The sequence below is a fragment of the Dysgonomonas sp. 520 genome (genome assembly GCF_010501095.1).
Classification (GTDB): Bacteria; Bacteroidota; Bacteroidia; order Bacteroidales; family Dysgonomonadaceae; genus QVMP01.
This window is the reverse complement of record NZ_QVMP01000016.1, coordinates 18,778-42,648: the sequence shown is the minus strand read 5'-3', so window position 1 is coordinate 42,648 and position 23,871 is coordinate 18,778. Positions and strand designations below refer to the sequence as shown.

Annotated in this window: 19 protein-coding genes; 16 read left to right on the top strand and 3 right to left on the bottom strand. The window is 38.1% G+C overall.

The window, feature by feature from the left end; all coding sequences use genetic code 11:
• Window positions 1–160 precede the first annotated feature (160 nt).
• The 3 genes from D0T56_RS10595 (at window position 161) to D0T56_RS10585 (ending at window position 3,748) form a co-directional block, all read left to right on the top strand.
• Window positions 161–802 carry a C40 family peptidase gene (locus tag D0T56_RS10595; RefSeq protein WP_163320127.1) on the top strand — a complete coding sequence of 214 codons (642 nt, stop codon included), beginning with the start codon at window positions 161–163 and terminating at the stop codon, window positions 800–802.
• A 28-nt stretch (window positions 803–830) separates the two neighbouring features.
• Window positions 831–1,388, top strand: coding sequence for a C40 family peptidase (locus D0T56_RS10590; RefSeq protein WP_163320126.1), 558 nt, complete (start codon window positions 831–833; stop codon window positions 1,386–1,388).
• Between the two features lie 425 nt (window positions 1,389–1,813).
• Window positions 1,814–3,748, top strand: a complete 1,935-nt coding sequence (locus D0T56_RS10585; protein WP_163320125.1) for a nucleoside-diphosphate sugar epimerase/dehydratase — start codon at window positions 1,814–1,816, stop codon at window positions 3,746–3,748.
• A gap of 90 nt (window positions 3,749–3,838) precedes the next feature.
• On the opposite strand, the gene galE is transcribed toward D0T56_RS10585, so the two are convergent.
• Window positions 3,839–4,873, bottom strand: coding sequence for a UDP-glucose 4-epimerase GalE (galE, locus tag D0T56_RS10580; RefSeq protein ID WP_163320124.1), 1,035 nt, complete (start codon window positions 4,871–4,873; stop codon window positions 3,839–3,841).
• Between the two features lie 175 nt (window positions 4,874–5,048).
• Here galE and D0T56_RS10575 point away from each other — a divergent pair, with 175 nt between their 5' ends.
• The 7 genes from D0T56_RS10575 (at window position 5,049) to dinB (ending at window position 15,782) form a co-directional block, all read left to right on the top strand.
• A complete protein-coding gene (locus tag D0T56_RS10575) occupies window positions 5,049–5,315 on the top strand; it encodes a hypothetical protein (protein ID WP_163320123.1) in 267 nt (88 codons plus the stop codon).
• 23 nt (window positions 5,316–5,338) lie between these two features.
• Window positions 5,339–7,033 (top strand): glutamine--tRNA ligase/YqeY domain fusion protein, encoded by a 1,695-nt coding sequence (locus D0T56_RS10570; protein ID WP_163320122.1) that lies wholly within the window; start codon window positions 5,339–5,341, stop codon window positions 7,031–7,033.
• 15 nt (window positions 7,034–7,048) lie between these two features.
• Window positions 7,049–8,461, top strand: coding sequence for a tetratricopeptide repeat protein (locus tag D0T56_RS10565; RefSeq protein WP_163320121.1), 1,413 nt, complete (start codon window positions 7,049–7,051; stop codon window positions 8,459–8,461).
• A gap of 369 nt (window positions 8,462–8,830) precedes the next feature.
• Window positions 8,831–12,010: a SusC/RagA family TonB-linked outer membrane protein gene (locus D0T56_RS10560; RefSeq protein WP_163320120.1), complete on the top strand. Its 3,180-nt coding sequence runs from the start codon at window positions 8,831–8,833 to the stop codon at window positions 12,008–12,010.
• Between the two features lie 12 nt (window positions 12,011–12,022).
• Complete coding sequence (locus tag D0T56_RS10555; protein WP_163320119.1) at window positions 12,023–13,693, top strand: SusD/RagB family nutrient-binding outer membrane lipoprotein; 1,671 nt, start codon at window positions 12,023–12,025, stop codon at window positions 13,691–13,693.
• Window positions 13,694–13,715: 22 nt separating this feature from the next.
• A complete protein-coding gene (locus D0T56_RS10550; protein WP_255491154.1) occupies window positions 13,716–14,603 on the top strand; it encodes a hypothetical protein in 888 nt (295 codons plus the stop codon).
• A 111-nt stretch (window positions 14,604–14,714) separates the two neighbouring features.
• On the top strand, window positions 14,715–15,782 hold the full coding sequence (gene dinB, locus D0T56_RS10545) for a DNA polymerase IV (protein ID WP_163320118.1): 1,068 nt from the start codon (window positions 14,715–14,717) through the stop codon (window positions 15,780–15,782).
• A 6-nt stretch (window positions 15,783–15,788) separates the two neighbouring features.
• Here the strand turns inward: dinB and D0T56_RS10540 are convergent, their stop codons facing one another.
• Both D0T56_RS10540 and D0T56_RS10535 read right to left on the bottom strand, forming a co-directional pair.
• Window positions 15,789–17,012, bottom strand: a complete 1,224-nt coding sequence (locus D0T56_RS10540) for a polymorphic toxin-type HINT domain-containing protein (protein WP_163320117.1) — start codon at window positions 17,010–17,012, stop codon at window positions 15,789–15,791.
• A gap of 31 nt (window positions 17,013–17,043) precedes the next feature.
• Window positions 17,044–17,265 carry a helix-turn-helix domain-containing protein gene (locus tag D0T56_RS10535; protein ID WP_163320116.1) on the bottom strand — a complete coding sequence of 74 codons (222 nt, stop codon included), beginning with the start codon at window positions 17,263–17,265 and terminating at the stop codon, window positions 17,044–17,046.
• A 314-nt stretch (window positions 17,266–17,579) separates the two neighbouring features.
• Here D0T56_RS10535 and D0T56_RS10530 point away from each other — a divergent pair, with 314 nt between their 5' ends.
• From D0T56_RS10530 to uxuA, 6 genes are all read left to right on the top strand, one after another.
• Window positions 17,580–18,356: a PEGA domain-containing protein gene (locus D0T56_RS10530; RefSeq protein WP_163320115.1), complete on the top strand. Its 777-nt coding sequence runs from the start codon at window positions 17,580–17,582 to the stop codon at window positions 18,354–18,356.
• Window positions 18,357–18,555: 199 nt separating this feature from the next.
• A complete protein-coding gene (locus tag D0T56_RS10525; RefSeq protein WP_163320114.1) occupies window positions 18,556–19,635 on the top strand; it encodes a hypothetical protein in 1,080 nt (359 codons plus the stop codon).
• Window positions 19,636–20,072: 437 nt separating this feature from the next.
• Window positions 20,073–20,375, top strand: a complete 303-nt coding sequence (locus D0T56_RS10520; protein WP_163320113.1) for a hypothetical protein — start codon at window positions 20,073–20,075, stop codon at window positions 20,373–20,375.
• A 255-nt stretch (window positions 20,376–20,630) separates the two neighbouring features.
• On the top strand, window positions 20,631–21,707 hold the full coding sequence (locus tag D0T56_RS10515) for a substrate-binding domain-containing protein (protein ID WP_163320112.1): 1,077 nt from the start codon (window positions 20,631–20,633) through the stop codon (window positions 21,705–21,707).
• A gap of 8 nt (window positions 21,708–21,715) precedes the next feature.
• A complete protein-coding gene (locus D0T56_RS10510; RefSeq protein WP_163320111.1) occupies window positions 21,716–22,531 on the top strand; it encodes an SDR family oxidoreductase in 816 nt (271 codons plus the stop codon).
• 42 nt (window positions 22,532–22,573) lie between these two features.
• The gene (gene uxuA, locus D0T56_RS10505; protein WP_163320110.1) at window positions 22,574–23,746 is read left to right on the top strand and encodes a mannonate dehydratase; all 1,173 of its coding nucleotides are present in this window, start codon (window positions 22,574–22,576) and stop codon (window positions 23,744–23,746) included.
• Window positions 23,747–23,871: the final 125 nt, after the last annotated feature.

Below are 23,871 nucleotides of genomic sequence, written 5' to 3'. Positions count from 1 at the left end.
CTCTGAAAGAAATAATCAAAACAACAACCAATATAATATTTATCAATAGAAAGCAAAGCATTATTCATAATGTCAATAAAGTATTGGTTTCTTTAATTAATTATTTAATTTTGTCATTCGTGCATTGCATCTAATATCTAAACGGAAAAAAGTTTCACTAATGAAGCCAAATAACAGACATTTAACATCTTTATTACTCATATTATTACTTTTTGCTACCTCCTCCACAAGTCTGGTATCGGCTCAAAAGCGACAATCTTTCGACATCGGCAATTTATCGAAAAGACTAGGAATAGATATTAGTGAACATTCTACCAACATACCATTATATAGAGAGGCTGCAAAATGGCTTGGCACACGATACAGGCGTGGAGGCATGTCTTTTTCGGGCATAGATTGTTCGGGGTTGACCGGAAGCATATACAGGGCAGTATACGATAAAATACTGAACAGAAGAAGTATAGATATTGCAAACAATCTTCTGGCTGATGTAAAAAAAGAAGACTTGCAACCCGGCGACATGGTATTTTTTGCAACCGGAGGACGAAAGAAGGGAATAAACCATGTAGGTATCTACCTGAAAGACAACAAATTCGTACACGCATCGTGCAGCAGAGGGGTTATCGTCAGCAGTTTAGATGAAGCATACTATCAGAGAGCATGGAAGAAAGGAGGGAGAGTAAACCTCGGCCAATATCCTATTCGATTTATGCCAATACCCGACCTGACCTCAGAAACCCTCTTACTCTCAGAGACAAGCCTTTTGGAAAAAGACATTGCGACGAGCAATCTCCTGAATTGAATGAATAAGCATATACAACCACTATAAAATGAATACACCGAAAAAGTTTTTTTTCACACTAACAATTCTTATCGTCTCCATCTGTTCAACGCTCAGCGCACAGAAAAAGCAAGGCATGGCTGAAACACCCCCTGCTATAGAAAGTAAAAAAACGAAAGAACTATCAAACAGACTCGGATTTGAAATATGCGAGTCGGATACAACACATATGCCATTGTATGAAACTGCCGCCGATTGGCTGGATGTAAAATACACTTGGGGAGGCAACAGCAGAAAGGAAGGTGTAGATTGCTCCGGCTTCACAAGAGTACTCTACAATATGCTTTTCGGAAAAGAAATAGACCACAATAGCAACTCCCTGTCGAAAAGCGTGCCCGTAAAAATATCATCACCCGAAAAATTGAAGCCGGGAGACATGGTATTCTTTGCCACATCAAAAAAGCATAGCAAAATAAACCATGTAGGAATATATCTTAAAGACGGTTTTTTTGTACATGCATCATCAGCTCGCAAAAAGGTCTTAGTAAGTACATTATTCGAAGGTTTTTACAAAAAAGCATGGAGAATGGGAGGTCGGTATAACTAGAAAAAAAAAATGGAATTCCGCTTCCCCACAGGATTTCAGGTCCATTTACATACAAAAAACAGAATAAAGTATACTTATTTACTGTTTATTTAGATATTCTTTGTAATTTTGTATAGCTGTAACAAAACTATACTTAAATTTAGTGAGAAAATGAAAGTAAACTTATTTACTTTCACCAATCACAATATAATACTTGGATTTCCATCAAATAACGAGGTGGTTACTCAGTAGATGATTAATTTATATTATCAGAATTTAGAATAAAATACTTTTTGTGTGTTTATTTTGAACAAATAAAAGATGAATTGTGTTAAATATTCTATATTTCTTTCGTTCGCAGGATTGCTCGCGGATAAAAATGAATTGTTTTTTAAATGTACACGGAAATCTGAAATAGACTTTTTATTAAAAAAATTAATTAGGTTATGAGTGAATCTTTTATATACAAGTTTCTATATAATTCATATATTGCTTTTTTCGAAAGTAAATTTCTAAACAAATGGTTTGTACTTCTAATTGACCTCTTCCTCATTCTTTTTTCAGTGGTTATATCCTACTCCATTGTTCAGCAAGTTTATCAAAGCCTAAATGTCAACTTTCCCGATTTCAGGTGGCTTCTATTTGTTTCCTTGTCCACCTTTCTGACCTATTTTCTTCTATTCAGAACATATCAAGGCATCATACGATACTCCACAATCTACGAAATGCAGCTCATATTGTTTTGCTTAGTGGTTTCTCATGTAACAATATTCGGCATTGTTTATTTCGCAATCGGAGGTGTATCGGGAAGCGTTCTACTGGCATATACAATAATAGCTCTAACCACATCTTTATTTTCTATTTTGGGGATAAGGCTTTTCATTGTATTCGGATATCGCCGATATTTAGCCATAACACACTCCTGCAGCAACATGATTCCTATATACGTATATGGCACATCACCTCAAAGCGTTTCTCTGAAAGAAGCATTACATGTTTCTCAGACACGTTATAAGGTAGCCGGATTTTTATCTGTGGAAAAGAATGGAAATTCAAAAAGAATCGAAAGTACGCCCATAATATATGTTGAAAGAAAGAATTTGAACGAACTGAAAAAATATACGGTCAAAACGATCCTTTTCCCGGATGAAGAAATCTTGATGCAAGAAAAAGATCTTGTTGAAAAACTGTTAAATGAAGGGATTAAATCGTTCGTACTCCCTAAAATAAGAGATGTACAAGAAGAACTGCACAAACAAATACGCCCCGTTCAGATTGAAGACCTATTAGGAAGAAAAGAAATAAAAATCAGTACCGGAATAATAGAAGACAATATAAAAGGAAAAACGGTACTGGTAACAGGAGCCGCTGGTTCTATCGGAAGTGAAATCGTAAGACAATTGGCCAACTTCGGACCTCAATTGGTTGTGTGTCTGGATATAGCCGAAACTCCTCTGAATGATTTGGACATTGAACTGAAAGAAAAATACAAAAAACTGAATTTTGTATCCGTTATCGGAGATGTAAGGAATCAGGAAAGGCTAAACATGGTTTTCTCCAGACATAAACCCGATATCGTTTATCATGCCGCCGCATACAAACATGTGCCCATGATGGAAAACAACCCATGTGAAGCCATCATGACCAACGTATACGGAACAAGCCTTGTTGCTGATTTTGCGATAAAAAACAACGTAGAAATGTTTGTTATGGTATCCACAGACAAGGCCGTGAATCCAACAAACATTATGGGTGCGTCGAAACGTATAGCCGAGATATACGTACAAAGTCTTGCTATGCGGAAAGATTTAAGGCAAAACATAAAGTTTGTCACAACACGTTTCGGCAATGTACTGGGCAGCAATGGATCAGTGATACCATTGTTTAAAAAACAAATTGACGCCGGCGGACCTCTAACTGTGACCGATCCGGAAATTACCCGCTACTTCATGACTATCCCAGAGGCTTGCCGATTGGTTTTGGAAGCATCTGCAATAGGTCATACAGGATATATATATGTATTTGACATGGGCAAGCCTGTAAAAATACTGGATTTAGCTACAAAGATGATAGAATTGGCAGGATTGCGTCCCGGCATAGATATAAAAATTGAGTTTTCGGGTCTACGCCCCGGTGAAAAGCTATATGAAGAATTACTTAACGACTCGGAACAAGTGATTCCGACCGATCACGAGAAGATATTGATAGCCAAGGTTAGGGAATACGAGTATTTTGAAATAATAGATTTGATTGACGAGCTTGTATTAAATTCGAGAAGAGTAGATATTAAACAGACAGTAAAACTAATGAAGGAGTTAGTGCCTGAGTTTATCAGTAAAAACTCAAAGTTCTGCGAATTTGACAAGGTACTTGAAGACTAACGAAAGATAACAGTAAAACATAAACCCAAATAAAAACCTCCCTGAAATTTCAAGGAGGTTTTCATTTATCTAAAACTGTGTGAGACGGTATTACATAATTCCTTTTTCTCTCAACTTCAATTGCCACAACCAGGCAGACTTAAGCGTATCATCCAAAGTTTCCACAGCTTTCCAACCCAATACTTTATTAGCTCTTGTCGGTTCAGCCCAAATCTTCTCAATATCGCCCCCCCTACGAGCTACGATCTTATAGTTCAGCTTCACATCGTTCACTCGTTCAAAACCATTAATCAGTTCCAATACAGAAACGCCGTTTCCTGTTCCCAGATTAAAAATTTCAACTTTTTCGTCCGATTTATCTTCCAACATCCTGTCCATTGCAATCACGTGTGCTTTGGCTAAGTCTACAACATTGATAAAGTCGCGGATGCAAGAACCATCAGGTGTATTATAATCATCACCAAATACGCTCAAACACTCTCTCACACCAATTGCCGTTTGAGTGATGAATGGTATAAGATTTTGAGGTACTCCATTAGGTAACTCGCCAATTTCGGCAGATGGATGAGCACCTATCGGATTGAAGTAGCGAAGGATAATGCTCTTGATAGGAGCACCCGAACGAATATAATCCTGAATAATTTCCTCGTTTATTTGCTTTGTGTTTCCATAAGGAGACGTTGCCGGTTTGATAGGTGCTGTTTCGTCGATCGGGTTGTTGTCCGGCTCTCCGTATACCGTACAAGAAGAAGAGAAAACAATACCTTTAATTTTATTTTCAGGCATTATCTCCAACATATTAATAAGTGAATCTATGTTGTTTCTGTAGTAAAGCAATGGCTTCTGTACCGATTCGCCCACAGCCTTACTTGCCGCAAAATGTATAATCCCCTGAATATCGCCGTGTTTCTTCACAAGTTCTTTCAAGGCGGGCAGATCATTACAGTCTATCTGCTCGAAATGAGGTCTTACCCCTGTTATTTTCTCGATACCGTCGATAGAATCAATCGTAGAATTGGAAAGATCATCAATAATAACAACCTCATATCCTGCATTTTGCAGCTCTACCGTAGTATGAGAACCAATGTATCCGGCTCCCCCTGTTACTAGAATTTTCTTTTTCATGTTCTTTCAGTAATATATTTATGTGATTAAGTTAACTACAAATGTATTAAAATTTAACTAAATATAGAATAACATAAACACAGATTATTATTGAATCAAAAACTTTGTTCCATATATTATAGAGCCGATATGTATGTATATGAATTTTGCTTACCTTTGTCCAAATTTTCATGTAATGGTCAACAAATTGCTTGTATACCTGTTATTTTTAGTAGCGGCTGCATCGTGTGGAAAATCGGTGGAAGAAGAAGCGAAAGAAGCTGCCGGATTGACAAAGTTGTCATTAGAATATTCGAAGAAATTGGATTTAGACAGTTCAGAAATGACTTTTTTACAAGCAAAAGAAATAATGGACAGATACAAATTAAAAGAAGATTCTATTAAATTTGAATCTTTATACAAAAAATATTTAGACGAAAATTTGACTACTGAGAAACAATAAACGTAATATAAAGAACAGACATAATGATGGAAAATGCTGAAAATACGTCAGAAAAGAAAAGCCTCAATTTTATTGAGGTGATTGTGGAAAACGATTTGAAGGAAGGAATAAACGACAAAAAAATTCAGACCCGTTTCCCGCCGGAGCCAAATGGTTACCTGCACATCGGACATGCCAAAGCCATCTGCATAGATTTCGGTTTAGCAAAAAAATATGGAGGCATTTGCAATCTCCGTTTCGATGACACCAACCCCGTGAAAGAAGACGTAGAATATGTTGACTCGATCATGGAAGATATAAAATGGCTTGGTTTCGACTGGGAGAATGTATTTTATGCATCCGACTATTTCACCCAACTGTGGGATTTTGCGGTGAAACTGATAAAAGAAGGAAAAGCATACATTGACGAGCAATCGGCAGAAGAAATAGCAAAGCAAAAAGGAACTCCTACACAAGCAGGGGTAAATAGTCCATACAGAGACAGGCCAATAGAGGAAAACCTCGATTTGTTCGAAAAAATGAGAATCGGCGAACTGGAAGAAGGTTCGGCCGTTCTTCGTGCCAAGATAGACATGGCTTCATCCAACATGCACTTCCGTGATCCTATTATCTACCGGATTGTAAAACATCCTCATCACAGAACGGGCACAACATGGCAAGCCTATCCGATGTATGATTTTGCTCACGGACAAAGTGATTATTTCGAAGGTGTTACACACTCGATATGTACTCTTGAGTTTGTGCCGCACCGCCCTCTTTACGATTGGTTTATAGATCAACTTGCAACAGATAGCTATCGCCCTCATCAGTATGAATTTAACAGATTGAACCTGACCTACACAGTTATGAGCAAGCGTAAACTATTGCAACTGGTGAAGGAAAATCTCGTTAGCGGATGGGACGACCCACGTATGCCCACAATCTGCGGATACCGGAGAAGAGGGTATACACCTGAATCTATCCGTAATTTTATTGATAAAATAGGATATACCAAGGTCGACGGACTTATAGATGTAGCGTTGCTAGAATATTCGGTAAGGGAAGACCTCAACAAGAAGGCAACCCGGGTGTCTGCCGTTATCGACCCTATCAAACTGATAATAACTAATTATCAAGAAGATAAAACAGAAAGCCTGACAGCTCAAAATAATCCTGAAGATGAAAACGCAGGATCGCATGAAGTAATGTTTTCAAGAGAATTATTTATCGAGAGGGACGACTTCATGGAAGATGCTCCGAAAAAATATTTCAGGCTCACTCCCGGACAAGAGGTTCGTTTGAAAAACGCTTACATCGTAAAATGTACAGGATGCAAAAAAAATGATGATGGTGAGGTTGTAGAAGTATATGCAGAATACGATCCTCTCACAAAAAGCGGAATGTCGGAAAGCAGTCGCAAGGTAAAAGGAACCATTCATTGGGTATCTTGCAACGACGCCATAGACATGACAGTTCGTTTGTATGACCGCCTGTTCAACGTTGAAGACACCTTGGAAGATAAAGACCGTGATTTCAGGGAAATGATGAATCCCGATTCGCTCAAAACATTGAAAAATTGTAAGATCGAACCATTCGTAAAAACGGCAAAACCGTTAGATAGTTTTCAATTTCAACGGATTGGTTATTTCAATGTAGACCCTGATTCAAGTGAATCTGAATTAATCTTTAACCGGACAGTTTCACTTAAAGATTCTTGGGCTAAAGAAAAAAACAAATAAAGACAACTATATTCGATGGCAAAAAGAAACATCTCAAATTTGGTTCAACGGTACGAAGACTCTCTACTCCTAGGAAAGAGCCTGTACCTTGATGCAGACGAATTTGAAGAACTAATTGATTATTACGACTCTAGCGACGACTGGGAGAAAGCTAAATCGGTTTTAGAATTAGCCTTATCCATTCATCCGAATAATCAATTGCTGATGTTGAAAAGAGGAAAAATGCTTGCCTTCGAAGGATTTTACAAAGAGGCGCTCGATTATCTGGATATTTATCTGAATGAATACGACTTCGATCTTTATCTGCTTAAAGTGGAATGTTATCTGCAACTAGGATTGACTGCCGAAGCCACATATTACGCTGAAAAACTGATTCGAGAAGAAGATAATAAAGAAAGCACTTTTCTCGAACTCGGATTCTTGTACGTAGAGGCCGATTTGTTTAAAGAAGCCATCTATTTCCTCAGCAAAAGCCTCGAATACAACCCCAACAATATCGAAGCCTTGAGCGACTTGTCTTTCTGCTATGAAATGACAAAACAATACGATATTGCCATCGAAATAAACAATAGGATACTTGATATTGACCCATACTTTTACGAAGCGTGGGTCAATATCGGGAAACTATACTCGATGCAGGAAGATTATGTGAAAGCAATAGACGCATTCGATTTTGCACTCACAATAAACAATACGGATATCAATCTTCTCAAACTTATGGGCCATTACCTTTCACTTTGTGACAGGACGGACGAAGCCATCGATAAGTTTGAGGAAAGCCTGCAAGTTGAACCCGATAATGTTTCCACTCTTTTATCGCTAACAGAATGCTATGTTTCCGTAGAAGACTACGAAAAAGCGATGATTTGCATCAACAAAGCATCAACCTTGGAGCCGGACAATCCTGAATTATATGCAAAAAAAGCATTTCTTTATATTCAGCAAGAAATGTTCGACAAAGCCGAAGAATGTGTGAAAAGAGGATTTGAACTTGACGAAAATTCTACCGACATTTTCATAATAGCCGGCGAACTACGTCATCAACAAGGCAACTTCAAGCAAGCTATGTACTTTTTAGAGAAGGCTTTGATAGAAAAGGCAGGAAACATATACCTGCTAGATAAACTTGCCACAATTGCCATTGAAGACGAAAATTACAAGAAAGCCATAAAATATCTTTCCGAGATGATAAACATTCAGGAAGATACCTCCGAAGCCAAACACAGATTGGCTCTTGTATATTTTGAATCGGGAGATTCCGAAAGCTTCGAAGAAATCATCAACACACTCTCTGTAAATGAATTAGAGGAGCTTCTTCTATCATTTTTCACACCACTTCAAGTAGATTCGTTCGGGCAAGACCGTCACGACCTCATATCCCGTCTATTGGAGCTAAACGAGAACAGACAACTCTACAACAACCTCTGACACATACTCTAGAAACGTTCATTTTTTATAAAATTTGTTTTTAAGAAATAACATTTTATTCTTAGAATAAGTAAAAACGACTATCTTTTCAATAGATTTATCATTTGCTAACATCATACAGACAGAATATACTTACGAAATTCGCCATCACACTATCATTTTGTCATTATCTACACTAAAATATCAAAAAAAAAGATATTTTACAAGGATAAAAACCGACTATTTATGAGACACAGAGACAATTTATCACTATTTTAACAAATTAGTTTTTGTATGTTAATGAACTTATACGTATGTTTGTGCGTTTAGACTACTTAAAAGAAGATAATTATTATTAAGTCGTAATTGGGTTTAACTAAATTTTAATTTATGAAAAGATTGTTATTTGTCTTATCATGCTTATTCTTAAGCATCGGGGTTACGATGGCTCAGACAAAGCAAGTAACCGGAATCGTTGTAGATGATACCGGCGAAGCTATAATTGGCGCATCAGTTATTGTTAAAGGTACAAATGTAGGGGATGCTACTGACGTAGACGGAAAGTTCACCTTGAATGTTCCTGCCGATAGCAAAACATTAGTAGTTTCATACGTTGGTATGGACACAAAAGAGGTAGCTATAACACCAAATGTGAGAGTAATTCTGAAATCTAACACAAGTTTAGACGAACTGGTAGTCACTGCTATCGGTATCGAAAGGGCAAGCCGCTCGTTAGGGTATGGCATGTCGATAGTTGATGCAAACGAAGCTATGCAAAAAGCAGAACCTGATATGTTGCGTTCGCTTGATGGTAAAATTCCGGGAGTTAGTATTAACGGAGCATCAGGATCGGCAGGATCGGCAACCAGAGTCACTATTCGAGGAAATTCTTCTTTCTTCGGAAACAACGAACCATTGTATGTTGTAGATGGTATGCCATATAGCAACGAGAGCACTAGTGGCCAAGATCAGGCGGGTGAAGCCGGAGGTGCATATGGTACCGGAATATCAACTCTCGACCCAAATGATATAGAGTCGATGAGCGTTCTTAAAGGTGCGGCTGCGGCTTCTCTGTATGGCTCAAGAGCTGCAAACGGGGTAATACTTATAACTACAAAATCTGGATCGAGAAACAGAAAAAATGCAGGCAAAGGCACAGAAGTAACTATAAATGCCTCATATACAATAGAAGAAGTAACCGCACTACCTAACTATCAAAATAAATTTGGAGGTGGTAACAACTTCATTCCAACTAGTGCTAACGGATCTTGGGGAGCGCCATTTGGCGGAGACATAAAAGAAATCTCTCTCAGTGATGTCTTTAGCTCTGCGGGATATGGAAAATATTATCCGGATCTTCCGGACGTAGTTCCTTACAAGGCATATAAAAACAATGTGAAAGATCTTTTCGAAACAGGTGGAATCTATGATATTTCTGCAAATATCTCAAGCTATAACGATAAAGGTAACTTCAGTGCTACATTATCTAAAATGGATCAGGACAGCTATATACCTCATTCAGATTTCAGCAGATATGGAATAAGTGTAGGAGGTAACCAGAAGTTAACTAACGGACTTACAGTTGGTGGAAAATTATCTTTTTCGAGCAGTACGCAAAATGGTGCGATGTACGGAAACAACCAATCGAGTGGTATCGGAGCATCGTCTCTGGCCAGAGCTTTAATTCTTGGTCGTAACTGGGATATGTCGCTTCCATACGAAACTCCTGATGGAAATTCTTTATTCTATGTTGGAGATCAAGCAGATAACCCACTTTGGTCTTGGAAATATAACACCATCAATACAAAGATGGACAGAATAGTGGCAAATTTCAATGCAGCTTATGAGTTTTCAAAAGAATTTTCTGCTACCTACACCATAGGTATCAACGATTATAAAATGAAGCGTCAAGAAATACTGAATCTTGGATCAAGAGCTTTAGGAGGAAAAGGGCGCATCAAAGATATTGATTATAATTTTCAAGAAATAGAGTCAAATTTGATACTTGAATATAAAACCAGAATCAAACAAGACTATGGAATCATAGCCCACCTGGGGCAAAGCGTGAACCAACGTACATCGAACGACAATACGATAACGGGTAAGAACATTATGTCTAAAGGTGTAAAAAATGTACTAAATACAGAATCTCAAATAGCTTTAGCAGAAAAAAGAGAACAACGTCTGGTTGGTTTTTTTGGTGATGTAACAGTAGATTATAAAAACTATGCGTTTATTACACTTACCGGACGTAACGACCTTTCGTCAACGCTACCAAAAAACAAAAGGAGCTACTTCTATCCTTCTGTTTCAGGATCGTTAGTATTTACAGATGCTTTCGGGTTGGAAAATGATATGCTGAACTTCGGTAAGGTGCGTTTGAGTTGGGCTAAAGTAGGTAACGATGCTGATCCATATTACAAAAATGGCTTCTACACAATAGGCAGGCCATACAATGGAGTTCCTAAGTTAACGCTTAATGATGAATTATTTGATGATAAACTGAAACCGGAATTTACAACAGAAATAGAGTTTGGCGCAGAGTTGCAATTAGTTAATAGACGTGTTAATATTGATTTCACTTACTACAACAGGAATACAACAGACCAAATTGCACCACTTACCCTCCCTTATTCTTCAGGATATGGAAGTTACTGGACAAACTTTGGTAAGATTAATAACAAAGGGGTAGAAATAGGATTGAATCTTATTCCGATTGCAACAAATGACTTCAAATGGGATCTATATGCAACTTACACAAAAAACAAAAGTGAAGTAAAAGAGTTGACAAATGGAGTGGATGCTGTTGACATGTATACAGACTTTACAGAACCTAAACTGAGAATGGTAAAAGGTAAGCCATACGGTGCTTTGTATGGTAGCACTATCGCTCGTGACGACGAAGGCAATATGCTTATTGATGCAAATTCAGGTTTTTACCTAAGAAATAATGAACCTACTTATTTAGGTGACCCTGCACCGAAATACAAAGCAAGCCTTTCCAATACATTTACATACAAAGGTATATCTCTTGGCGTTATGTTCGATCTTCAAGTTGGAGGAAATATCTACACCACATATGTATCTGATCTTCTTGGACGTGGGGTAACTAAAGATACTGAAAACCGTTATGGCGGACGTATTATGCCCGGTGTTTTAGCAGATGCGTCAACACAACAGCCAATACTGGATGCGAATGGAAATAAAATTCCCAACAACATACAAATGACAGAATCAGATCTTTGGTTTGCTGCCACATCGTCTGTGACTTCATTCGCAAGCAATGGTGTAGATGAAGTGATGACTTATGATGCAACAACATTAAGATTAAGAGAAATATCGTTAGGATATGACTTGCCAAAGAAATGGCTACAAAACACATTCATCGGATCGGCAAACGTGTCTTTCGTGGCTCGTAACCTATGGTTCCATGCACCTAATGTACCAAAACACTCAAATTATGATCCGACAATGGCTGGCTCTTACGGAGGCTCTAATATGCAAGGTATTGACTATACATCGGCTCCAAACACCAGACGTTTTGCTTTTAATTTGAGATTAACATTCTAAAAATCACTTAATATGAAAATTAAAAATTTAATTTATTATATAGTTGGTTCTGTCGCATTGCTTACCGTTAGTTGTGACGACTATCTGGATGTAAATAACAATCCAAACAAACCGACTACCGCAACATTAGCATCATTACTTCCCGGAGCACAATATGAAATAGCTAATTCTTTTGCTACGGGCGACTTTTTAGGGACGAGTTTACCTTCTTATGTATTCCATTTATCAACCAGAGAAGTGGATAACTTTAGTATTTCCTCTACGTACGTAACAATGGGTAACACTTGGTTACGAGTATATACCTATGGGGTAAAAAACATTGACGCAGTTATCGAAATGGCTGAGGAAACCGACAATTCTCAATATGCCGGGATTGGAAAATTGCTAAAAGCATATCTGTATACTAATTTGGTTGACTTATGGGGAGATGTTCCATACAGCGAAGCAAATGTGTATAAATTGTTCTTCCCTAAATTAGACAAAGACAAAGAAATCTATAATGATTTGTTTGTTTTGATAGATGAAGCTATTGCAGATTTGGAAAATGAAGAATCGACCAACAAATTTACACCGGGCAAAGATGATCTTTTCTATGGAGGAGATATTGATTTGTGGATAAAAATGGGTAACACTCTGAAATTGAAACTTCTTGTAAATTCGAGAAAGGCAAAATCCGACATTACCAATTGGGATTCAAAATTATCAAGCCTTCTTAGCGAAAATAACTTTTTAGAAGATGGTGAAGATTTTGAATTTAAGCATACAGATAAAGATAATCCGGACGAACGTAATCAAGCCTATGTAAGTGAGTATCTTGGAGGTCAAAGTACTTATTATATCAGTCCTTGGATTTATGAAACAATGTCAGGTTTGACTTACAACGTAAAAGACAATCCATTCGTAAACATCAAAGATATTCGTGTTCCATACTATTGGGTAAACCAATGTACGGCAGACAGTATTGCACAAAATATGACTGATTACCGTGACGGCGGATTCGTATCAATATTCTTTGCATCAAATTCATCGTATGCAGGTAGCGATCAACGCTCTTCATCCTCATTTATAGGGATCTACCCTTGTGGAGGAAAATACGACGATGGCAAAGGTGGAAAATGCGATAAAGGAGTGGGTACGGGTATTGCCCCTGAAAAACTGCTTCAGGCATATTCTGTTCCTTTCTTAAAAGCTGAGCTATACCTGACAGGTGATGCTAGCGGTGACGCAAGAGCAATGCTGGACGAAGGAATAAGATCTTCAATAGAGCACGTGAATACTGTATCTCAGGCAGCAAAAGGAACTGCTCCTGTTATTGAAAAGAAAGATATAAATGAATTTGTAGAGAAAATATTGACTGTATACGACAAAGCAACAACAAATGACGAAAAACTTAGAATTGTAATGACTCAAAAATGGATTGCCAATTTCTTCAATCCGGTTGAAGCATACACAGACTACCGTCGTACAGGATATCCAACACTTATCTCAAAAGAAACACGCGAAGCTATATCTCCGTACAAACCGGACAAAGAGCCTACTATAGGCCCCGAAACTATTCCATTGAAAGGTATAAACAATTATCCTAGAGCATTATGGTATCCTGATTCTGAGGTTAGTAGAAATCCTAATGTTACAAATGAAGGAAGAGACCTCTCTTCAAAAATTATTTTCTGGGACAAATAAATCTTATAAAAACAAAAGAACTATGAAATATTTCAATATATTCAGATCATATATTATTGTCGCCCTAGTGATGCTTTTTGCTACGGGATGTGACAGGGACTTACCCTATCCTATTGACGACGTAAAGAAAGGTGTTGTAGTTGACATCTATAGAGTTGCAGATACGGATGGTGTGATTGAAGATGGAGATGTTAACGGAACGTATAAAGTTAAGATATCCATACCTTGGCAACAAGGAGATTATTCTCATCTCGACTATGTTCAATTGGTCGGTGTTTTTACTGATTTAGATAAAAAAGTTACAACAAAAATAGTAAAAGACAACATCAAACCCTCTGATTTTGAAAATGAAATAAGCCTAGATATGGGTGAGATGTATCAACTATTTGGAACAACCGGTTTGCCTCAAAGTGGAGAGTTGGTTCAAATAACAACAAATGCTGTATTGAAAGATGGTTACGTTGTCTATGGCTGGACTCCGGAAACAGGATTTAACAATAATGCTCAGGCCGGATGGGAAGTAGGAGACAGAAAATATTCGGTTCGTGTACGCTATCCTGTTGTTTGCCCACTCATTATTGATGATTTTGTTGGTAAAGCAACTGTCATTGACGGTAGCGATGATGGTGCAGAATACCAAATCACTACAACTAAAGCATCAGACACAGAGCTAATTATGATCGGATTCTTGGAAGATGATGTTCCTGTACATATAAAATTTGATCCGGCAACACATACATTGTCTATACCTAAGACTATAATATATCCGGTATACGGACCTTACTCTAATTTTGCAGTTGCAGCATCGGGAGACATAGATGCTTGTAACAGAAAGTTGGAATTTGTAGGTCCACTGACTGTTGATCAGGGAAGTTTTGGCTCATTCAAGTGGGAAATTAGTATGGATTAGTCAATTATGACCATCTTATAATAGAAAGAGGAAGAGTTGTTAGCACAAAAGTTAACAACTCTTTTTTTATGAATAATACTTCAATGATTTTCTAACTTTGCAATAAGAAGTATGCGTAAAATTATCCATATAGACATGGACGCCTTTTATGCTTCCATCGAGCAAAGAGACAATCCTGAATACCGGGGCAAACCTGTTGCGGTAGGTTACTCTGGCGATCGGGGTGTAGTAGCCGCTGCCAGTTACGAGGCCCGACAGTTTGGTGTGCATTCGGCAATGGCATCCAAAACAGCCAAAAGAAAATGCCCTCAACTTATATTCGTACCAGCACGCTTCGACGTATACAGAGAAGTTTCGAGACAAATAAGGGATATTTTCCTTGAATATACCGATCTTGTAGAACCTTTATCGCTCGACGAAGCCTTTTTGGATGTCACAGACAACCATAAAGGTATAGCCTCTGCCACACAGATAGCTCAGGAAATAAAGAAACGAATAAAGGAAGAAACCGGACTAACGGCATCCGCAGGAGTATCATTCAACAAATTTCTGGCAAAGATAGCTTCCGATTACAATAAGCCAGACGGACTGTTTATCATTAAGCCTAAAGTAGCCGAACAATTTGTGGAAAGCCTTCCCATAGAACGGTTCTTTGGAGTGGGAAAAGTAACCGCAATGAAAATGCACCAAATGGGTATAGAAACCGGAGCCGATTTGAAAAGACGAACCGAAGTTCAGCTAATGACCATATTTGGCAAAGCCGGACATATATACTATCAGAATGCAAGGGCTATTGACGACCGCCCGGTTGAACCCAACCGCATCAGAAAATCCATCGGAGCGGAAATAACATTTTCCACAGACATAGACGACATAGCCGAATTGGGCACAAAACTTAGTGAAGTTGCCCAAGACGTAATAGAACGAATAGGCAAACGTGACTTTCTGGGCAGAACCGTAACCCTGAAATTGAAGTTCGCAGACTTTAAAGTCATCACCCGCAGCAAAACGGTGGCATTACCCGTCACCAGTTTCCACACCCTATTCGAAATAGGATTTGATCTGCTCAGGCAAGTAGACTTGTCTCCCAGGGTTCGCCTGATCGGGTTAAGTATAAAAAATATGGATGACGAAAGCGATCAGTTTGCCATCCAACTAAAATTACCATTTAAAGACTAGACAAAATCACTCCTGCCCTACTACAAAAGAATTTGCTATAAAACAGCCGTCTCCATTTTCCAACTCCAATGTGTAGGTTTGGAATTTGCCCGACAACACTTCTATATTTGTTATTTGCGTAGGCACTGCACCCTTTCCCCAATACAAAACCAGTAGAGGCTTCCCTATATCATACCTACCAATAGTTTCATAATGTTTGCATCTGCTCGTTTTTTCAGGATTGTACGACACCCAATCTTCTCCCGACCAAAATGGGTGATCGTCCGTAGTATAAATTGTCTTTTGGGTTATTCCGCTCGACAAAGTTATCTTTACAATATTCTGATGTATAGCCGAATGTAGTTTTTTCACTTTATTTGCAAAAGCCGAGTTCGTTTGCTCATCATACGAAAGAACCGAATCTCCGACCGCAACGTCCTCAATCTTTTTTAAGGATCCGTCTGCCATTGTGATGTTTGTGCCCGCCGCCAAACAATGCACATCTTCTCCATCGAAAACAATTTCACTGAAAGCTGTATCATCATACTTGTCACCTTTATAAACTTCAGTAATAACAAACTTGAGGGTCATAGCCTCCTTATTTCGACGATGATTTTTCAGTTCAAAAGATTGAATACACCTTGTATCTTTCAGATTAACGGCAGCAACCAACTTTTCATTTTCATAAATATTAAATGCCTTTACCCTCGAATTATTTTTCCATGTGCGCTCATCTTTCGAATATCCTGTCACCAAACTGCACGAGGTGGCGCGTGCGGCCCCTTCGGCGAAAATAAAAGAGACACTCTCCCCTATCCCGTATCCTTTCACACCCTCAACCCAGGCTGTACGCACATCGTCATCCAAAAGATTCTCAACCTTATACGTATTTTTTCCTGCATCGGGCAAAATGGAAGAAGCCTTCATCTCATAAGACGCTCCGCAATACCAACTGCAACCGGGACCGATAACAGCCCAAGGATACTCCTCCAAATCTCCGTCAAATTTAGAGGACATCATATCCATATACCGTCTGTCTTCCGCAGATAAACCTTCAAGCGTTTTAATCTTCCTCCAGTCGCTATCAAACATAGAACGGTATATTTTGTCGTAACGCTCCCACTCCTTAAATTGTGTATCATCCGGATAACTTCCATTCACAATAGTGGCATTTATAGTAGGTACATTTTGTGCCGAAATAAAATTGACAGACAAAAACAAGATTGAAAGTAGTATAAGATTATTTTTCATTGCTGTGTTTGCATAAAGTTTGGAAGAAATATCAAATATCCTTAAAGAAATCGGACAAGTTTATAGAAAAATAATCACATATATCCTTCAATGTACTCACCGTAATATTGACCTTACCCAATTCGATACGAGCAATGTGTATGTCAGTGTCAATATAAAAGGTGTCTTGCGAGATACCTTTTTCTTCTCTTAATTGCTTTATTTTCCTAGCAATTTTAGTAAGTAATTCCTGATTACACCTTTGTTTTCTCATTTCACTTACAAAAATGTCATTTATCTGGAAACTTTTCACTGACAAATATGTCATTAGAATAAAATAATTCTTATTTTTGTGTTCCATTGTGAATATGCATATTAATAAAGGAGACAGCTGAAAATCCTATCAAACAACAGAGTAAGCACAAACAATCAAAACTTTTTAGACTATGATGAACCTATGACTATCAGTATGAACAACTGTATTTGTAAAGAATACGAGAAAAAGGAATAAACCTTGTGAACCTTGTAAAAGAGCAGGGCGTGGTATCGAAAAACGATAAGAGTAGAAAATGTAACATTAAGTAAAATATGAGAAATACAATAAATCTTTTTGCCTTCATTATTATAACCACAACTTTATTAACTTCTTGCGCATCAATATTATCAGGAACAAAACAAAAAATGCACGTATCAACAAATCCTCCTGGTGCAAGAGTATTTGTAGATGGAAAAGACATGCAAATAATTACTCCTGCCGAAGTGAAAATCCCTCGTAAGAAATCAGTAACCGTTTCACTCCAAAAAAACGGATATGAAGATGGTCAAGTAAAAAAAGAAGGTTCTTTCAACCCCACTGTAATAGCAAATATTGCCTTTGGTGCTATTCCCGGTGCGCTTGTAGATTTAGGTACAGGTGCATGGTATAAGTACTCGGATTCAAATATTTTCTACGACTTCACACAAGGTAATGCAAAAAAAGTACCTATCGAAGACCCTACAATTCGTGCCGGAGAGGCTAAGAATATGGTTACACGAGACAATCCTGGCGGCACAGCTTTAGAACGGACTATTATTCGTTGGAATTTCGACTCTGATCCTCGTGGAGGTCGTATCTTTTGGCGAGTTATTTCTAGTATTCCCGATCATGTAAAAAACACAAATGAAACTTATTTGACTAACACACCTTATGAAGAAACTCGTTCATTTAATATTTTAGGATTAACTTATGAAAATTCACGAGATGTCACAATAGAAATAAAGGTCACAAAAAAAGGTTATATGGATCAGGTAAAACGGTATAATGTTCGCCAGGCAATAGACCAACAAGAGATTAGTGGCTTCTTTGAACTTGTTGAGAATAGATAAACAAATACAACTTCATTATAAAAGCATAATAAACGTGCCATATCACAAAAAAGCTGATATGCGACTACATAAATCTTTTTTTTCATTTATAAATGGGTAGCTCTGTAAAGAATTACCCATTATTCATTTAATTTAAGATTGTCGTCATCGCCCGAATTCTGTATATTTGTAAACAAGAACACTTAACAATTAATGCTATATGGAATTTTGGATTGTCATACTAATTATTGGAAGTATCTTATATTTCAGCAACTTAAAAAACCCAAACAAACAAGTTCAAAGACCAAACAGCGATGGTGAAAAGTGGATGGAAATGCCGTCGAAACAAGCTCTTCTTGATATATTAAAAAATATTTCCGGATTCAAGGCCAACAGGATAATAGAAAGTAAACAAGCATTTTATGCTTTCGGCATAGAATCATCTTCCGGAAAAATGGCATTCGTCAACTGCGATTTGGCTGTGACAATATTGCAGCCTCAAGATATAGAATCGCTTGAGATTGCAGTCAGAAAAAAACCTGAAGAAAACATGAATATTATAAACATAGACACATGTATTTATTTAAATATCAAGAGAAAACAACACAGCAGTCCCTTTGTTCAAATAGAATTTTTCAATGCTAACAAACTAATCAACAGAGCCCAGACACCCATCAAAAACCAATTGATGCTAAAAACTATATATGAAGAAGAATTGGCTCAATGCCGTCAAATCACAGGGATCATTAAAGAGCAAATAAACAAGGTATTACAGAAGAGCACTTCGCAAAAACCACAATCGGCCAATCAAGCAAAACCCGTAGAAAACACAACAACTCCAAAACCCGAAGCAAGCCAACCGGAAAACCCGAGAAGCATAAACCTATCGGAAGTTATAGCTAACATTGAACGCAGAAAAAAATCCGAGCCGGAACTATCCAAGCCTGTAAATTCTGCAAAACCAGAGATTCAGGATTATATAAAACGGGAAGACCCCATAATCCCCCAACCCGCTGTTGAAGAGAAGAATACGAGCAACACAACTAAAGGAAAAGTTGGCCTATCTATTGCGGAAATAGAAGACAAAACCAAAGGTACATTCATTCCGTCCGATATATTATCCATCATCAGCGATGCACGCATGAAAGGAGAAACAATAGTATATTTCACGGCAGAACAGATCAAAACACTAGAAGACAATACATTAGGATACAACAACAGTTTTTCGTCCAACCAAAACGATAGCTTTTTGTCATATCGACCTGTCAATTATCAATCAAATTATAAAGAGGAGGGGTAAAATTATCAATATTTTGCCAACCAAAGAACACAAAACAAGGCTATTTTTATGTTAGAAAACATATTTAACAAAAACACAAATATAACAAATCCCTGATTTTCAACATTATAATCAAACACAAAAGAATATGTGTACGCACACATATTTGCAGATAAAAAAAATGCTTGTATATTTGCAGAACCAATAGTTTAGTGGCTACTCATGACATGTGTGCGTACACACAAATCCCATTCAGAGTATATTTGTAGTGATAGATTAGTTAGTTTATTTGAAAAAAGATTGTGTACGCACGCATTATTATCCGACTGAGATTAACAGAACAGGAATCAGAAAAAAAACATGAAGCCGTTGAGGATACATTCCTTGGCGGTTTTTTCATTTGCTAAAAGTAGAACAAAACGGAAAACATATCCTATTTTTGTGACAAAAAAATCACAATGCAAAAGTACGTAGATATAAAACAATTGCTTGTCCGGTTAGCAATTTTAATAGGTGTTCCCATAGCCACACTAATCGTATCGCTTTACTCTGTTCCACAATCAACGCCAGACAAACCCAAAGGTGATGTTGGCTTAGGATGTATTATTTTTGCAATAGCCGTAGCTTACTTTATTTTCTTTTTCCTGATTGGGGAAGCCATTTATCTCTATTACAAGAAAAAAACAACAAGAGGCAATGCCAACTCACTTCTAATAATTGCAGCCATGATAGTGAATTACTTGTTTAATCCTCTAGGGTGATATTCACTTTCTCAACCCAAGAAAAGTGACATTCTATGTTTGATAACATATCACCACAAGACACACCCACATATTCAATTAAATATCAACAACATAACATATTTAACATATTTTTTGTGTGCGCACACACATCCATTTAAAACAAAATAATTGTATATTTGTAACCATTCATAAATGATTTTCAATTTTTTTTGTGTGCGCACACACTTTAATCGGTTATAGTTTGTGTCCACTTTTAAGAAATAACGCTTAAGGATGAAGTCAAAATCAAATATACGCATCGTTGATATAGCACGGATGGCCGAAGTTTCCATAGGTACGGTCGACCGTGTTTTGCATAACAGAGGGCACGTTTCGGAAGAAAAAAGGGAACGAGTAGAAAAAGTTCTTAAAGAAATAAACTACGAACCCAACATGGTTGCCCGCTTTTTGGCTTCGAAGCGGACTTATACTTTCGCTGCAATTGTTCCATTCTATACAAAAGGAAGTTACTGGGAACTGGCTTGTGAAGGAATAAACAGAGCATCTGCCGAGATGCGTAAATTTAATATCAATGTCGAATATTTCCATTTCGACCAATATGACAGAAATTCTTTTCAGGAATCAGCCAAAGCACTGCTCAACAGCAAGTTTGACGGTGTAGTTATCGCCACCCTTTTCGAAGGTCCGGTCATAACACTATCCAAACAGCTGGATGAAATGGAGATTCCATACATATACATAGATTCCGACATTCCGGGTCAAAATCATCTGGCATACTTCGGAGGAAACTCTTTTGTGAGCGGAACAATAGCCGCAAAACTGTTGACAGGGGCAATAGGACAAGATTCCGACATATTTTTCACTCACGTAAAATTCAAACACACAGAGGTTTCCGTTCAGATGAAAACCCGTGAAATGGGTTTCATGGATTATCTCAACACTATAAAATATAAGGGAACAATCCATCACATAGAAATTGATCCTGACGATCATACGCAGAGCCTCAATCAATTGACCGCTTTACTCGAAAAAAATCAGAACCTGATAGGCGGAATCGTTTTCAACTCACGTATTTACGAACTCATAAACCTGTTGAATAAGATTAACAATAAGCTGAAAACAAACATCATGCTTATTGGTCACGATGCCATCGAGGGCAATGTGGATGCCTTAAAAAACGGACAGATTATGTTCCTGCTTTCGCAACGCCCCGATTTGCAAGGGTATGACGCTGTGAAAGCCTTGGGAAATTATTTCCTGTTTAAGCAAACACCCAACAAGGAAAACTATATGCCGATAGATATCCTGTTGAAAGAAAACGTTGATTACTACAACAATTACAAATTATAAAAACAACAATGAAAAACAATTTATTTAGTATCGAAGGAAAGGTAATCGTGATTACCGGAGGATGTGGGGTTCTAGGATCTGACATCGCCCAATATCTGGCAAAAGAAGGTTGTAAAATAGTTATCCTTGACCGTATTCAGGAAAAAGGAGACGAGTTGGTTGCTAAAATCAAAGCTGACGGCGGAGACGCAATGTTCTTGATGACAGATGTTTTGAAGAAAGAGGTATTGGAAGAAAATCGTACCGCAATTCTTAAGGCATACAATAAAATAGATGTCCTTATCAATGCAGCAGGAGGAAATATGCCGGGAGCCACAATTCCACCCGATAAAAATATTTTTGATTTGAATATCGACGACTTCAAAAAAGTTGTTGACCTGAACCTGTTTGGAACAGTGATCCCGACAATGGTATTCGCAAAAGCAATGGTTGATAACGGAAAAGGAAACATCATCAATTTTGCTTCCGAATCGGCGCTTCGCCCGCTTACACGCGTTGCCGGATATGGTGCTGCTAAAGCTGCCGTAGCCAGTTTCACAAAATATCTGGCTGGCGAATTGAGCCAAAAATTTGAAGGAGATTACAGAGTAAACGCTCTTGTTCCGGGATTTTTTGTAACAAATCAGAACCGTGACTTGTTAATCAACCCCGATGGCTCGTATACAGACCGTTCTAAAACGATTCTGGCTCATACTCCGTTCGGACGATTTGGCGATGCAGACGAGCTTTTGGGTTCGGTTCATTACCTCATCAGCGATGCTTCGAAATTCGTTACAGGCACATTGCTTGTTGTTGATGGCGGTTTTGACGCATTTTCAATTTGATTTAGCTCATTAGTTTATTTTTAATTTTTCAAATTAACAATCATGGTTTTAAGTGAACAAACATGGCGTTGGTACGGACCAAATGATCCAATCATATTAGCAGATATAGCTCAGGCAGGAGCAACAGGGATAGTAACAGCACTGCACCATATCAAAAACGGTGAAGTGTGGACTGTTGAAGAAATAGAAAAGCGCAAGAAAGAAATTGAAGATGCCGGTTTGACTTGGTCGGTAGTGGAAAGTATTCCCGTTCACGAGCATATCAAGACTCAAGAAGGCGACTACAAAAAATACATCGAAAATTATAAAGAAAGTATCCGAAACCTGGCTAAGTGCGGGGTAATGATTGTTACTTACAACTTCATGCCGGTGCTCGACTGGACACGCACTGACCTTGCCTACACTATGCCCGACGGTTCAAAAGCGTTACGCTTCGAACGTGCGGCTTTCATGGCTTTCGAACTGTTTATCCTTAAACGCCCGGGAGCAGAAAAAGAATACAGCGCAGAAGATATTGCAAAAGCAAAAGCCCGTTACGAAAGTATGAGCCAGGCAGACAAAGATTTGCTTGTACGCAATATGATTGCAGGACTTCCCGGAGCAGAGGAAAGCTTTACTTTGGAGGAATTCCAAAAACAACTTGATAGATATAACGACATTTCGGCAGAAAGGCTTCGCCAGAACCTGATCGACTTCTTGAAAGAAATAGCGCCTGTTGCCGACGAAGTTGGCGTGAAACTGGCTATTCACCCTGACGATCCTCCTTATGCTATACTTGGTTTGCCTCGCATTCTGAGTACAGGAGACGATTTCCAGAAATTGATTGATGCCGTGCCAAATGAGTCGAACGGACTTTGTTTCTGTACAGGTTCATTCGGAGTGCGCGCCGACAACGACCTGCCAAAAATCATCAGAACTTTTGGTGACAGAGTAAATTTCGTTCACTTGCGTTCAACACAACGTGATGCGGAAGGCAACTTCTTCGAAGCCAACCATCTTGAGGGAGATGTTGACATGTACAACGTAATGAAGGAGTTTTTGGAAATACAGCAAAGAAGAAACATATCAATTCCTTTCCGCCCCGATCATGGGCATCAGATGATTGACGATTTGAAGAAGAAAACCAATCCGGGATATTCTTGTATAGGTCGTCTGCGTGGTCTTGCCGAATTAAGAGGTCTGGAAATGGGTATTGCGAAGACACTTTATAAATAAGCAGTTACGAGTTACAAGTAGACGAATTGACGAGCAAATGCTTGTATCTCGCACGTCGTATCTTGTTAACTGAAAATATTTTTGGGGAATTAATATCAATATTAATATATATAAAAAAAATACAA

Bases quoted from the DNA above. Each gene is read 5' to 3' on its own strand.
- D0T56_RS10565 (WP_163320121.1), top strand. From the start codon at position 7,049: ATGGCAAAAAGAAACATCTCAAATTTGGTTCAACGGTACGAAGACTCT.
- D0T56_RS10555 (WP_163320119.1), top strand. From the start codon at position 12,023: ATGAAAATTAAAAATTTAATTTATTATATAGTTGGTTCTGTCGCATTG.
- D0T56_RS10515 (WP_163320112.1), top strand. From the start codon at position 20,631: ATGAAGTCAAAATCAAATATACGCATCGTTGATATAGCACGGATGGCC.
- D0T56_RS10540 (WP_163320117.1), bottom strand. From the start codon at position 17,012: ATGAAAAATAATCTTATACTACTTTCAATCTTGTTTTTGTCTGTCAAT.
- D0T56_RS10520 (WP_163320113.1), top strand. From the start codon at position 20,073: ATGCAAAAGTACGTAGATATAAAACAATTGCTTGTCCGGTTAGCAATT.
- D0T56_RS10510 (WP_163320111.1), top strand. From the start codon at position 21,716: ATGAAAAACAATTTATTTAGTATCGAAGGAAAGGTAATCGTGATTACC.
- D0T56_RS10535 (WP_163320116.1), bottom strand. From the start codon at position 17,265: ATGAGAAAACAAAGGTGTAATCAGGAATTACTTACTAAAATTGCTAGG.
- dinB (WP_163320118.1), top strand. From the start codon at position 14,715: ATGCGTAAAATTATCCATATAGACATGGACGCCTTTTATGCTTCCATC.
- galE (WP_163320124.1), bottom strand. From the start codon at position 4,873: ATGAAAAAGAAAATTCTAGTAACAGGGGGAGCCGGATACATTGGTTCT.
- D0T56_RS10570 (WP_163320122.1), top strand. From the start codon at position 5,339: ATGATGGAAAATGCTGAAAATACGTCAGAAAAGAAAAGCCTCAATTTT.
- D0T56_RS10525 (WP_163320114.1), top strand. From the start codon at position 18,556: ATGGAATTTTGGATTGTCATACTAATTATTGGAAGTATCTTATATTTC.
- D0T56_RS10530 (WP_163320115.1), top strand. From the start codon at position 17,580: ATGAGAAATACAATAAATCTTTTTGCCTTCATTATTATAACCACAACT.
- D0T56_RS10585 (WP_163320125.1), top strand. From the start codon at position 1,814: ATGAGTGAATCTTTTATATACAAGTTTCTATATAATTCATATATTGCT.
- D0T56_RS10550 (WP_255491154.1), top strand. From the start codon at position 13,716: ATGAAATATTTCAATATATTCAGATCATATATTATTGTCGCCCTAGTG.
- D0T56_RS10560 (WP_163320120.1), top strand. From the start codon at position 8,831: ATGAAAAGATTGTTATTTGTCTTATCATGCTTATTCTTAAGCATCGGG.
- uxuA (WP_163320110.1), top strand. From the start codon at position 22,574: ATGGTTTTAAGTGAACAAACATGGCGTTGGTACGGACCAAATGATCCA.
- D0T56_RS10590 (WP_163320126.1), top strand. From the start codon at position 831: ATGAATACACCGAAAAAGTTTTTTTTCACACTAACAATTCTTATCGTC.
- D0T56_RS10575 (WP_163320123.1), top strand. From the start codon at position 5,049: ATGGTCAACAAATTGCTTGTATACCTGTTATTTTTAGTAGCGGCTGCA.
- D0T56_RS10595 (WP_163320127.1), top strand. From the start codon at position 161: ATGAAGCCAAATAACAGACATTTAACATCTTTATTACTCATATTATTA.